The organism is Thermohalobacter berrensis (assembly GCF_003609645.1).
GTDB classification, from domain to species: Bacteria; Bacillota; Clostridia; order Tissierellales; family Thermohalobacteraceae; genus Thermohalobacter; species Thermohalobacter berrensis.
Window position 1 is genome coordinate 1 of the sequence record NZ_MCIB01000040.1, and the last position, 13,097, is coordinate 13,097.

Consider the following 13,097-nt stretch of genomic DNA (forward strand, 5'->3'; position numbering starts at 1 on the left):
TTGACAATTAAAAAAATTAAGAAAAGACTTAATAGCGTTACTTTCTAGGCAAAGTAACGGACCACAAAGCATTTCTTCATAGTCACAGTAACGGACATCGAAGCCTAACATCTAAGGTCAAGTAACGGACCAATAAATACAATTGAAAATTGAGAATTAGAAAGACAAATAACAAGAAAATGTTAGTAGTTAGTAGTATCTAAGGGCTTTGTGGTAGGAATAATTCAATTATTCAAGCCTGTGATATCTTTTTGAATAAGAACACAATCCATAATAGATTAAAATAAAATATTTTATAACTAAAGCCATTTCTTATATTTAAAAAAGGTATACATACTAACTACAGTGACAATACAAATGAACCAAAATATAGGATAGGACCATCTATAAGAAAGTTCTGGAATGTACTGAAAATTCATGCCATAAACTCCAGCTAAAAAAGTTAAAGGTATAAATATAGCAGAAAATATTGTTAGCATAGTCATAATTTGATTCATTTTATTACTTGTGTGAGATAGATGGGTATCAAACAAACTAGATATCATTTCTCGATAGATTATTATAAAATCCATTATCTGTATTAAATGGTCATTAACATCTTTCAAATATTCCTTTGTATCATCATTTATAACAGAATCTTCTTTAAGCAAATTATAAATAATATCTTTGACAGGCCAAACAGAAGATTTTAGTATTAATAATTCTTTTCTTAATTTATATATATTTTCAAGCAATTTTTTACTTTGATTGTTTATAATATCTTCTTCTATTATTTCAATCTTTTCTTCAATCTGGTCTAATAAAATAAAATTTTGATCAACAATAGAATCTATTAAACAATATAAAAGATAATCAACACCCTTTTTCTTTATTAATCCTTTACTTTGAAAAATTCGTTTTCTGACAGGATCAAACACGTCTCCCTCTACTTCTTGAAATGTTATTAAAGTGTCAGGCAGCAATATAAATGATATCTGCTCATGTTGAATCTTCATCCTTTTATTATCAAAGGAAAGCATTTTTAAAACTATAAATATATAATTGTCATAAAACTCTATTTTTGGTCGTTGTCCTATATGCGCTATATCTTCAAGAATCAGTGAACTTATATTATTTTTAGATCCTATTTCTTTTATTAGTTCTGTATCATTTAATCCATATATATTTATCCATTTATTATATGATGATTCCCAATTAATTGAATCTAAAGAACTTACAACTTCTTTAGAAATCTGGTTTTCATTATAGTATATAACTTCCATTTTTATAGGCCTACTTTTATCTTCACCAGTGTAGATAATTGCTCCAGGTGGTTTGCCCACCTTTTTGAGATTTTTATACAATAGTCCCATATATATCCCCACTTTATTATTAATATATTTATTTTAAAAATACTTTTTCATATTATTATTTCTTTATATTTTTTATATTTCCTTCTAATAGAACGTTTCATTACTTTTATAAAAATGAATGAAAAATAAAGAGCTGCACATAAGTTCGTGTACCGATGCAGTACTTTTATAACTCAAGTGATATAATATTAATTAAAGAATTAATGAATAAAAAACTAAAGAATAATAAAGGGGTTAGACCTGAATAATTTAATTATTCAGGTCTAACCCCTTGTTTTTTATAAATTTTAGATAAGGATGATGAAATAATGATACCACTAGCAATAGAAGCAGCAATAAAAAGTGTTTCACTTCCTAAATTTGCAGCATCGATAAATCTTTTTTCTGTTATAGCTAGCATAGTATAATACATACCTGCACCTGGTACTAATGGTACAATTCCTGGTACAATAAATACTGTAACTGGTTTTTTAAATACTCTAGCAAAAACTTCCCCTATAATTCCTACTGTAATAGCTCCCCAAAATGCACCAGCTATTGTTGATGTGGTAAACTCTATAATTTGTAAATAAACTAACCATCCTAGTGTTCCAACTATTCCTGATTTAACTATACAATTTCTTGGTATATTAAAGAGTACACCAAACCCTATGGTTGATAAAAAAGCGTATATAAGTTGTTTAACGATAAATATCATAATACCCCTCCGGATGAATCCTAGTAAAATTTTAGCGTTATTCCAACACCAAAAGCTATGGCTGACGCAATAATTATAGCTTCAACTCCCCTAGATACACCTGATAGAAACTCACCAGACATTGAATCTCTAATAGCATTTGTAATTGCAACACCAGGGACTAAAGGCATAATTGCTCCTATAATTATCTTGTCCATATTAAAATCAAAACCTGATAAGGAAAATAAAATTGATATTGAGGTAACGATTGAACCCCCAATTAAGTTACTTAAAAAATAAGTTACGTTAAGTTTATTTAAATACTGTACAGCTAATACAAGTAAAGCACCTGATATAAAAGAAGCAAAAAAATCCATATATGATCCACCGAATAGTAAAGTAAAAAAACCACTGGCAATTCCACTGAAAAAAAGTACAATATATTTTTTATATGTGTTTGCATTATCAATATTTTTAAGATCTTTCATAGCCTTTTCAACAGACATATTTGAACCTACGAATTTCCTTGAAAAATCATTAACTAAAGCTATTTTATTTAGATCTATTTTAATTGTTTTAATCCTTTGAACATAAGTAAATATTTCATTTTTATATTCAACACTTAAGAAAATACCAGTAGGTGTAACAAAGGCTTCAACATACTTAATATTTCTTGATTTACAAATCCTAATAATAGTATCTTCAACCCTATACGTTTCTGCACCGTTTTTTAACATAATTTTCCCTGCATACATTGCCATAACTACTAACTTTTTAATCTTATTTCTTTTAGTCATTTAAATCTCCTTCTTTAATAAATTTAATTCATAATAAAAATTATACATTATATTCAAGAAAAATAAAGAAAAATATAGAAATAGTGGTTTAAATTTATTATTTTTTACAGCATTTTACCGTAAAAATCCCAAAAGGACGTAATATTAATTAAAGAATTAATAAATAAAAGGTCAAAAAACTATAGCAAGGAGATAAAAAACAGAAATAAATATTTATATTTTCCTATTTTTCTTGCAATAATATTGATACTTTTTTAATTTATTGTAGCTTTTTTTGAATATGGTGGAGAACATAATGAACTGCCTTGCATACTCTTTTAGAGATTGAAGGAGTTATAAGTTTATGCTATTATGTAATTATTAAATAATTAAATTAAAGGGTGAGTAAGCTTTGGATTCAAAGGAAAGGAGAAAAGCAATATTAGAAACTTTAAAAAAGAGCAAATCCCCAATAAAAGGAACAGATTTAGCTGATAAATTTGATGTAAGTAGACAAGTAATAGTTCAAGATATAGCAATATTAAGGGCAGGTGGAACAGAAATATTAGCAACTCCTCAGGGTTATATGATAATAGGAGCTGAAAAAAATGATAAAATAAGAAAAACTATAGTGTGTAAACATTGTGGTTATGATGAAATAGAGGATGAATTAAAAACTATAATAGATATGGGTGGTAAATTGCTTGATGTTATAGTAGAACACCCTATTTATGGAGAAATAAAAAGTCCTTTAATGTTAAACTCTAGAATAGAAATAGAAGAGTTTATGAAAAAAATTAAAAAGAAAGATGCTCAACCTTTGTCTTCTTTAACTGGAGGAATCCATTTGCATACTGTTGAAGTTTCTAGTGAAGAAGTTTTCAAAAAAATTGAAGAAAGGCTAAATCAAAAGGGATATTTAGTAGATAGTAGGTAGTATATTATTTTTTTATATCAGGTGACAAGACAGAAGTAAATACAGAAATTTCCTTAAACTTATATCTATGTATAAACGTTAAGAATACCAATCTTTCTGATAAGACAGACTAAAAATAATGACAGACTTAATAAATAATTATAAGGAGAGATATAGATGAGCAGAGAAGGAATAAAAGACTATACTGTAAAAGTCCTTAATGGAATGGCATTAGGATTATTTGCATCTTTAATTATTGGACTAATACTTAAACAGATAGGGGTTTTACTTAGAATTGATACTCTAATAAAATTTGGTCAGGTTGCTCAATATATGATGGGACCTGCTATAGGGGCGGGAGTTGCCTATAGTGTAGGGGCATCTCCTTTAGGAATTTTTGCATCAATAATTACTGGTGCCATAGGAGCTCAAACTGTAATATTTAATGGTGATTTAATTTCCCTAAAAATAGGTGAACCTGTTGGGGCACTTGTAGCGTCATTATTAGGAGCCGAATTTTCAAAAATTATCCAAGGTAAAACTAAGGTAGATATAGTTATAGTTCCAGCAGGAACAATTATTGTGGGAGGTTTAGTTGGTAACTATATTTCCCCTATTGTAGCCCAAATAATGACTTTCTTAGGTAGTGTAATAAATCTAGCTACTGAATTACAGCCTATTCCTATGGGTATTTTAGTTTCTGTTTTAATGGGTATAATGCTTACACTTCCAGTAAGCAGTGCTGCATTAGCTATATCATTAGGTTTAAGTGGATTAGCAGCAGGTGCTGCTACCGTAGGATGTGCAAGTCAAATGATTGGCTTTGCAGTAGCAAGTTATAGGGAAAATAAAGTAGGTGGTCTCATAGCACAGGGATTAGGAACATCAATGCTACAGATACCTAATATAATAAAAAATCCTAGAATATGGATTCCGCCTATTATTACATCAGCTATTTTAGGACCTGTTGCAACAGTTATATTTAAAATGGACAATAATAAAATAGGGGCAGGTATGGGAACCAGTGGACTTGTAGGGCAATTTGCAACATTTAGTGAAATGGGTACTAGTGGATTATTAGGTATAATATTATTACATTTTATTTTACCTGCAATAATAACACTTGCTATATCAGAATATATGAGAAATAAAGGGTATATAAAATACGGAGATATGAAATTAAGAGATTAATAATGATTGAAATAGAGTAATAATGGGTAGTATAATGTGTATAAACATTATACTACCTTACTTTATTTGAGAGGGGTGTTTTTTTGAGAAGAGGAATAGGTTATCTTGTAGGCTTAGGAATTTTAGTACTTTTAATAGTTTTAACTTCATTTACAACTATTATCAATTTCATTACTGATTATATGTGGTTTAAAGAACTTGGATATACTGAAACTTTTTTAATTAAATTAAAAACACAGCTAAAAATTGGAATACCACTGTTTTTAATTTTAACTGGGCTAGTTGGTTTTTATCTATTATCTATAAAGAAAAGTTATTATAAAAGGGGAAGTATAATAGCCAATAAAAAAAGTGAAAGGAAACTAAATACCTTAATATGGGTAGCATCAGCCTTTGTGTCTTTTTTCATGTCTTCAATGTTTACAGGTAGCTTATGGTTTGATACACTTGAATTTTTAAATTCAACTAACTTTAATGTAAAAGACCCTATATTTAATAATGACATATCTTTTTACATATTTAAGCTACCTCTAATAAATGAAGTACTTAGTTTATTACTTCTATTTATGTTTATTTTAATAATTTTAACTGTTGTGTTTTACCTAATACTTTTATCTATAAGAAGGCCTGTTCAATTTGGCGAAGAAGATAATTTTGGGAATGTATTAGATACAAAAAATATTAACCTATTGTTTAATAAAAGGATATTAAAAACAGCTCTTTTACAGATAGGGATAATAGGTTTTTTAATATTTTTAATAATAGGTATAAGTCAAATACTTAAAAGCTATGGACTTTTATACTCACCAAGGGGAATTGTTTTTGGAGCAAGCTATACTGATATACACGTTAATTTATGGCTGTATAGAATAATGGCTATATTGGCTGTAATTTCTGCTATAGGATTTTTACTAGGAGTAATGAGAAAAAAGATAAAGTTAGCATTAATTGGTCCTGTTTTACTTATTGCAGTATCAATTTTAGGTAATATTGCAGCTGGATTAGTTCAACAGTTTATAGTATCCCCTAATGAAATTGCTAAAGAGAGAAAATATATTGAATATAATATTGAATATACTCAAAAAGCATATGGAATAAATGAGGTAAAAGAAAAAGAATTTCCAGTAGAACAGAATTTAACTAAAGAGGATATATTCCAAAATGAAGAAACTGTAAAGAATATAAGGATAAATGACTATAGGCCTACTAAAAGTGTGTATAATCAACTTCAGGGTATAAGGCTTTATTACAAATTTAATGATGTTGATATAGATAGATATGTAATAGATGGCAAATATACTCAGGTATTTTTATCAGCTAGAGAATTAGATCAGTCAAGATTAACACAACAAGCACAAACATGGGTTAATAAGCATCTAAAATATACCCATGGATATGGCTTTACATTATCTCCAGTAAATTCAGTAACTGAAGAGGGACAGCCAAGATTACTAGTTAGTAATATTCCACCTGAAACAGAAACAGATTTAAATATTAAAAGACCAGAAATATATTTCGGAGAATTGGACAATGAATATGTTATAGTAAATACCGATGAAGAAGAATTTGATTATCCTCAAGGGGAAAATAATAAAATGACTACATATCAAGGAAAAGCAGGAATAAAGTTAGGTGGAATAAACAAGTTGTTGTTTGCAATAAAACAAGGAAGTTTAAAACTATTGGTTTCAGGTAGTATAAATTCAGATAGTAGAATACTTATATATAGAAATATTATGGAAAGGGTAAATAAAATTGCTCCATTTATAGAGTATGACTCTGATCCATATCTAGTATTAAATCAAGATAATGGTAAGTTATACTGGATAATAGATGGATATACAATTAGTAGCAGATATCCATATTCTCAACCATATAAAGATACTAATTTAAACTATATCAGGAATTCTGTTAAAGTAGTAGTTGACGCATATAATGGTGAAACAAAATTTTATATATTTGACAAAGAAGATCCAATTATCCAGACATATAGAAAAATTTTCCCTGATTTATTTTTAGATAGTGAAGAGATGCCAGAAGGTCTTAGAAGTCATGTAAGATATCCAACCCTATTATTTGATGTTCAATCTGAAATTTATAGAGTTTACCATATAGATAACCCAATGGTATTTTATAATGGAGAGGATATATGGGATATAGCAAAAGAGAAATATGTAAATGAACAGCAAAATGTTGAACCAAATTATGTTATGTTTAAGCTTCCAGATGAAGATAAAGTAGAATTTTTACTTACTGTACCATATACGCCTAAAGAAAGGCCTAATATGACAGCTTTATTTGTGGCTAGAAATGATGGTGAAAATTATGGTAAACTGTTTATATATAAATTACCAAAGAGTAAAACAATATCAGGACCTATGTTAATAGAGAATAGAATAGATCAAGATACAGAGATATCACAACAACTCACCCTATGGGGACAGGAAGGTTCTGACGTTATAAGGGGAAATCTATTAATAGTACCAGTGGAAAACTCCTTATTATATGTTGAACCAATATATTTACAGGCAAGTAGTGAAAATAGTCTTCCTGAAGTTAAGAGGATAATTGTAGCCTATAGAAACCAAATAGTAATGGAAAGAACCTTAGATGAAGCCCTATCCAAGATATTTGGAAGAGTGGAAAGGGAAGAAAACGAAGATGGTATAATAGATGATGTAGATGATGATATAACCGATGAAAATATAAGGGATATAATTATTAGAGCAAATGAAATTTTTGAAAGGGCTAGGAAGGCTTCACAACAAGGGAATTGGGCTGAATATGGAGAATACTTAAATCAATTAGAAAATATACTAAATAGACTGAGCAGGTCTGCTGAAGATAATAACATTGAACAATAATAGAAAGGGGAATATATATGCCAATAAAAGTAGAGAGTTTTGAACTAGATCATACTAAAGTTAAGGCACCATATGTGAGAAAGGCTGGAAAAATAATTGGACCAAAGGGTGATATAGTACAAAAATATGATTTGAGATTTGTTCAACCAAATGAAGGGGCAATGCCTACAGGGGCAATGCATACTATAGAACATCTTATGGCAACATACTTTAGAGAAGAAATTGATGATATAATTGATATATCACCTATGGGATGTAGAACAGGATTCTATCTTGTAAAATTTGGTAAAACAGATGAAGAGGAGATAAAAAAGGCTTGGATTAACGTATTAAAGAAAATATTAGAAACTAAAGAAGAGGAAGTACCTGCAACAAACGAAATACAATGTGGAAACTATAGAGACCATTCACTTTTTGCAGCAAAAGAATATGTAAAAAATGTTTTAGAAGGCTTAAAATAAAAATGATGAGGGCTAGATTATCTAGCCCTCATCATTTTTATTTCTTCTATAGTCATAGAATCTAACTTTCTTGCCATCCTTGCTATATCATATCTATCTACTATCCCCTTTTCAATTAATACTTCTATAATACTGGCTATTGCTAAGGTATTCCTATAATCATTTTCCTTTAAATCACCTATTTTAGCTAATATATCTATGTTATCCATTTTAAAAACCCCCTTTACTAAATTGACTATTCTGAATTGTTGACATCTTTTAAAAATTTATACCTGATGTTACAAAACTTAACAACTTTTATTTAACTGTTTACAAAATAAAAGGAATATGTTATTATCTATTTAGAGATAATGATAATCATTATCAATAACATTTTCCTAAAATTATGGAGGGGGTATTGTGAAAAAGAGAACTGGTACCTGTTTATTTTATAGTAAGCAAGAGGATAAATTTCTAAAAAGATTAGTAGAGATGTTAGGACCTGTACTTATTGGTGTTAAGCCCTCAGAGGTACTTAGTTTTCCAATGCATGATGATAAAATAGATATTAAAATTGAGAAAGTAAAAAAACATATTGGTTGCTGTAAGAAAATACAATATAAAATGTTTATATATAAAAACAAGAGTATAAAAATATTGTTTTATAATTCTAAAAGTCTTGATGTATGTTTAAGAGATAAAAGGAATCAAAAGTTCCTTAAAAATTTAGGATATCCTAAAGATTATACTATGGAAAGCTACTTAGATTTTTTAATAAATAAAATAAAGGCTGGAAAAATCCCTGATGAAATTGGGGTATTTTTAGGATATCCTCTAAAGGATATAATTGGTTTTATTGGTCATCCGTCTTTAAAGCTAACTAAAATTAATGGATGGCGTGTATACGGAGATTCGAGGTTATCAGATAAAAAATTTAGCGAATTTTCAAAAGCTAAAAATACAGTAAGAAATTTATTAAACCAATATACACCTGAAAAGGTGCTTTTATATGTATAATAAATAAATTGGAGGGATAACAAATGAAAAAAATTGCAGTAATTTATTGGAGTGGTACAGGAAATACTGAGATTATGGCAGAGGCAATAGGAGATGGAGCAAAAGTAAATGGTGATTCAGTAAAACTAATTAGAGTAGAGGATGCTACAAAAGAGGATGTTATAAACTCAGACCTTATAGCATTTGGTTGCCCATCCATGGGAAATGAAGTTTTAGAAGAGGAATTTATGGAGCCTTTTATAGAGTCATTAGAAGATGTAGATTTTTCAGGAAAAACTATTGCCCTTTTTGGTTCATATGATTGGGGAGACGGAGAATGGATGAGAGACTGGGAAGAAAGAATGGAAAATTATGGAGCTAAGCTAGTTGATGAAGGATTAATAATTAGATTAACACCAGAAGATGAAGATATAGAAAAGTGCAAAGAACTAGGAAAAAAACTAGCTAATTCATAAAAAGTAAATATCAATTATCCTATATTTACATAAAATAATTAATAATATCTATTGAAAAAACATATAATATATGATACAATAAATTCCAAATCAATAAAGATAAAGCTATGAAGGGAAATAGTAGATAATTGGCCTCTTAAGAGAGCTGGTGGTTGGTGCAAACCAGTGGGGTTGGTTATTGAATCCATCCTGGAGCTGCTTACTGAAAAGGTAAGACCCTTTGCACAGGTTATAGTGCACAAAGTGAGCTATTTTGGCTAACTAGGGTGGCAACGCGGGATATAACCTCTCGTCCCTAAATATATAAATTATATGTTTAGGGGTGGGAGGTTTTTTATTTGAATAAATTTTAAGGAGGGTTGAAAGTGTTAGATATTAAAAGAATCAGAAATAATTTTGAAGAAGTTAAAAAGGGGTTACAGAGAAGAGGAGAAGACTTTGACCTTGAAATGCTTGAAAGAGTAATAGAACTTGACAAGAGAAGAAGAGAAATACTAGTAGAAGTAGAACAGATGAAGGCTAAACAAAACACTGTTTCTAAAGAGATACCTAAATTAAAAAAAGAAGGAAAAGATGTATCTAATATTATAAATGAAATGAAAGAGTTATCTGCTAAGATTAAAGAAATGGATTCAGAGGTAAAGGATATTGATAATGAGTTAAGGGATTTACTATTAAGAATTCCTAATGTTCCACATCCAGATGTTCCTAAGGGAGAAACAGATGAAGATAATGTTGAAATAAGAAAATGGGGAGAACCAACAAAATTTGATTTTGAAACTAAAGCCCATTGGGATATTGGACCAGACCTTGGAATACTAGATTTTGAAACTGCTTCAAAAATAACAGGATCTAGATTTGCTGTTTATAAAGGGTTAGGTGCTTTATTAGAAAGGGCATTAATAAACTTTATGCTAACACTTCATACAACTGAACATGGATATACAGAAGTAATACCACCATTTATGGTAAATAGAGATAGTATGACAGGTACAGGACAGCTTCCAAAGTTTGAAGAAGATGCATTTAGGCTTCCAAGTAAAGATTATTTCTTAATACCAACAGCAGAGGTGCCTGTTACAAATCTTCATAGAGAAGAAATATTAAATGAAGAGGATTTACCACTTTATTATGTATCTTATACTCCATGTTTTAGACAAGAAGCAGGCTCAGCAGGAAGGGATACTAGAGGACTTATAAGAAATCATCAATTTAACAAGGTTGAACTTGTAAAGTTTTCAACTCCTGAGAAGTCTTATGAAGAATTAGAAAAATTAACAAACAATGCTGAGAAAGTTCTTAAGCTTTTAAATTTACCATATAGAGTAGTTAAGATATGTACTGGAGATTTAGGTTTTACAGCAGCTAAAAAATACGATTTAGAGGTATGGATGCCAAGCTATAATAGATATGTTGAAATATCTTCTTGTAGTAACTTTGAAGATTTCCAAGCAAGAAGGGCTAATATAAGATACAGACCTAAGGATGGAGGTAAAGTTCAATTTGTTCATACATTAAATGGGTCAGGATTAGCGGTTGGAAGAACTACAGCTGCAATACTTGAAAATTACCAGCAAGAAGATGGCTCTGTTGTAATTCCAGAAGTTTTAAGACCATACATGGGTGGAATTGAAAAAATAGAAAAGAAATAATAAAAACAGATACCAGGTTTAATATCTGGTATCTGTTTTTATTATTTGCTAAAAAATATATTCATCATAATATTAGAATAATGGAGAAGTAGTAGTATAATATAAATTAGAAGTTATAACATTTAATTACCCTTTTTATCATATATTAGATATAGAATTTAAATTTTAGGGGGAGTAGAATGAAAAAAAGATTAGTTTCAATATTATCAATTATTCTAGTTTTTATTATTTTATCTGTTGGTTGTAGCCCTAAAGATGATAAAGATATTTCCATAACTGAAAAGAAAGAATATCCAACACTTATAACAGAAGATTATAACAATATTGATATAGAGAAAATAGATAACTATGATATTGATGTTGAATTTTACCCAGAGGAAAAGAAATATTTTGGAAAACAAAAAGTAATATATTTTAATAAAGAGAACATTCCATTAGATAAGGTATATTTTCATGTATATCCTAATGCATTTAGAAAAAAAGAAACAGCCCCATTTTTATTCGATGACTTTGAAAGTGCCTATCCTGAAGGATTTAAACCAGGATATATGGATATAAAAAAGGTTAAGGTAGATGGAAAGGATGCTACTTTTAGCATAGAAGGAGAAGATAGTACTATATTAAAAATATCCTTAGGAAAACAATTAAAACCTGGTGAAAAAACTGAAATATATATGGAATATACTGGAGTTTTACCTCCTTGCAGGGATAGGTTTGGATATGGTGAAAGGACATATAACTTTGGAAATTGGTATCCAATAGCAGTTGTATATGATGATGAAGGATGGAATTTAGACCCTTATTATAGGATTGGTGACCCATTTTATAGTGATGTAAATAATTATACTGTTACAATTACAGTACCAAAAGATATGGTAATAGCATCATCTGGTAATATTAAATCAGAAAAGATAAATAATGACAAAAAGATTTGGGAAATTGAAGCGAAGCTTATGAGAGATTTTGCATGGGTAGGGAGCAAATATTTTACTAAAGTAGAAAAGAAAGTAGATAATACTTTAGTTAACGTATATCTATTAGAAAAAGATAGGGAAATAAATGATTTTGCTGTAGAGGTTTCATGTGATTCAATAGATATATTTAATGATGCATTTGGTGAATATCCATATGGACAATATTCTGTTGTTGAAACTAGTTTTCCTAGTGGTATGGAATATCCAGGAATAGTTTTTATTGGAGAAAAATATTATAACAAAAACTATAAAAATTATCTTGAAGTTGTAATTGCTCATGAAACAGGACATCAATGGTGGTATGGTGTAGTTGGAAATGATGAAGTAGACGAGGCTTGGCTAGATGAATCAATAACTTCCTATTCAGAAGTGATTTATGTTAATGAAAAATATGGTGATAATTCAGCTGAGAATTATTATAAAAATAGTACTGAGGCCTACTATGAGTCTAGAAAAGCAGTAATACAAGCAAATGAAAATATAGTAAAACCTTTAGATGAGTTTAATGGATGGAATGATTATGGTCCTTTAGTATATAGTAAGGGAGCTATGTTTATACATGAAATAAGAGAAAGGTACGGGGAAAAGGTACTTTATGAAATACTTAGGAATTATTATGGTAAATATAAGTTTTTAAATGCTACAACAGAAGATTTCATAAAAATATGTGAAGAAGTAACAGGAGATGACTTTGAACAGTTAGTAAAAGAGTGGCTTTACGGACTTAATTGATAATTAACAATTCACAATTTGTAAAAGTAGCGCAGACTTTAGTCTGCGCTAC

The 13,097-nt window shown here is 29.1% G+C and carries 12 protein-coding genes and 1 other annotated feature; of the genes, 8 read left to right on the forward strand and 4 right to left on the reverse strand.

The features are described 5' to 3' along the window. Window positions 1-299: 299 nt before the first annotated feature. The 3 genes from corA to BET03_RS12955 form a co-directional block, all read right to left on the reverse strand. Entirely contained in the window at window positions 300-1,352 is a 1,053-nt protein-coding gene (corA, locus tag BET03_RS12945) for a magnesium/cobalt transporter CorA (protein ID WP_120170720.1), read from the reverse strand. A gap of 253 nt (window positions 1,353-1,605) precedes the next feature. Then, entirely contained in the window at window positions 1,606-2,049 is a 444-nt protein-coding gene (locus BET03_RS12950) for a threonine/serine exporter family protein (RefSeq protein ID WP_243096949.1), read from the reverse strand. 20 nt (window positions 2,050-2,069) lie between these two features. Continuing rightward, window positions 2,070-2,825 (reverse strand): threonine/serine exporter family protein, encoded by a 756-nt coding sequence (locus tag BET03_RS12955; protein ID WP_120170721.1) that lies wholly within the window; start codon window positions 2,823-2,825, stop codon window positions 2,070-2,072. Between the two features lie 391 nt (window positions 2,826-3,216). Between BET03_RS12955 and BET03_RS12960 the strand changes: the two genes are divergently transcribed. From BET03_RS12960 to BET03_RS12975, 4 genes are all read left to right on the forward strand, one after another. Next, on the forward strand, window positions 3,217-3,741 hold the full coding sequence (locus BET03_RS12960; RefSeq protein ID WP_120170722.1) for a transcription repressor NadR: 525 nt from the start codon (window positions 3,217-3,219) through the stop codon (window positions 3,739-3,741). 156 nt (window positions 3,742-3,897) lie between these two features. Then, window positions 3,898-4,911, forward strand: coding sequence for a PTS sugar transporter subunit IIC (locus tag BET03_RS12965; RefSeq protein ID WP_120170723.1), 1,014 nt, complete (start codon window positions 3,898-3,900; stop codon window positions 4,909-4,911). Between the two features lie 83 nt (window positions 4,912-4,994). Then, on the forward strand, window positions 4,995-7,775 hold the full coding sequence (locus BET03_RS12970) for a UPF0182 family membrane protein (protein ID WP_120170724.1): 2,781 nt from the start codon (window positions 4,995-4,997) through the stop codon (window positions 7,773-7,775). 17 nt (window positions 7,776-7,792) lie between these two features. Further along, window positions 7,793-8,236, forward strand: a complete 444-nt coding sequence (locus BET03_RS12975) for an S-ribosylhomocysteine lyase (RefSeq protein WP_120170725.1) — start codon at window positions 7,793-7,795, stop codon at window positions 8,234-8,236. A gap of 17 nt (window positions 8,237-8,253) precedes the next feature. Here BET03_RS12975 and BET03_RS12980 read toward each other — a convergent pair whose 3' ends face one another. Then, entirely contained in the window at window positions 8,254-8,445 is a 192-nt protein-coding gene (locus BET03_RS12980; RefSeq protein ID WP_120170726.1) for a hypothetical protein, read from the reverse strand. 190 nt (window positions 8,446-8,635) lie between these two features. On the opposite strand from BET03_RS12980, the gene BET03_RS12985 reads away from it, so the two are divergent. The 4 genes from BET03_RS12985 to BET03_RS13000 all read left to right on the forward strand — a co-directional run bounded on the left by BET03_RS12985 (window position 8,636) and on the right by BET03_RS13000 (window position 13,045). Further along, window positions 8,636-9,232 carry a DUF3793 family protein gene (locus tag BET03_RS12985; protein WP_120170727.1) on the forward strand — a complete coding sequence of 199 codons (597 nt, stop codon included), beginning with the start codon at window positions 8,636-8,638 and terminating at the stop codon, window positions 9,230-9,232. 23 nt (window positions 9,233-9,255) lie between these two features. Beyond that, window positions 9,256-9,687, forward strand: coding sequence for a flavodoxin (locus tag BET03_RS12990; protein ID WP_120170728.1), 432 nt, complete (start codon window positions 9,256-9,258; stop codon window positions 9,685-9,687). A 98-nt stretch (window positions 9,688-9,785) separates the two neighbouring features. Beyond that, window positions 9,786-9,987, forward strand: a binding site (T-box leader). A 65-nt stretch (window positions 9,988-10,052) separates the two neighbouring features. Further along, on the forward strand, window positions 10,053-11,339 hold the full coding sequence (gene serS, locus BET03_RS12995; protein ID WP_120170729.1) for a serine--tRNA ligase: 1,287 nt from the start codon (window positions 10,053-10,055) through the stop codon (window positions 11,337-11,339). Between the two features lie 179 nt (window positions 11,340-11,518). Continuing rightward, a complete protein-coding gene (locus BET03_RS13000) occupies window positions 11,519-13,045 on the forward strand; it encodes a M1 family metallopeptidase (RefSeq protein WP_120170730.1) in 1,527 nt (508 codons plus the stop codon). Window positions 13,046-13,097 lie beyond the last annotated feature (52 nt).

Coding starts and splice junctions, on each gene's coding strand:
- BET03_RS12950 (WP_243096949.1), bottom strand. CDS start 2,049: ATGATATTTATCGTTAAACAACTTATATACGCTTTTTTATCAACCATA.
- BET03_RS12975 (WP_120170725.1), top strand. CDS start 7,793: ATGCCAATAAAAGTAGAGAGTTTTGAACTAGATCATACTAAAGTTAAG.
- BET03_RS12990 (WP_120170728.1), top strand. CDS start 9,256: ATGAAAAAAATTGCAGTAATTTATTGGAGTGGTACAGGAAATACTGAG.
- BET03_RS12965 (WP_120170723.1), top strand. CDS start 3,898: ATGAGCAGAGAAGGAATAAAAGACTATACTGTAAAAGTCCTTAATGGA.
- BET03_RS13000 (WP_120170730.1), top strand. CDS start 11,519: ATGAAAAAAAGATTAGTTTCAATATTATCAATTATTCTAGTTTTTATT.
- BET03_RS12980 (WP_120170726.1), bottom strand. CDS start 8,445: ATGGATAACATAGATATATTAGCTAAAATAGGTGATTTAAAGGAAAAT.
- BET03_RS12955 (WP_120170721.1), bottom strand. CDS start 2,825: ATGACTAAAAGAAATAAGATTAAAAAGTTAGTAGTTATGGCAATGTAT.
- corA (WP_120170720.1), bottom strand. CDS start 1,352: ATGGGACTATTGTATAAAAATCTCAAAAAGGTGGGCAAACCACCTGGA.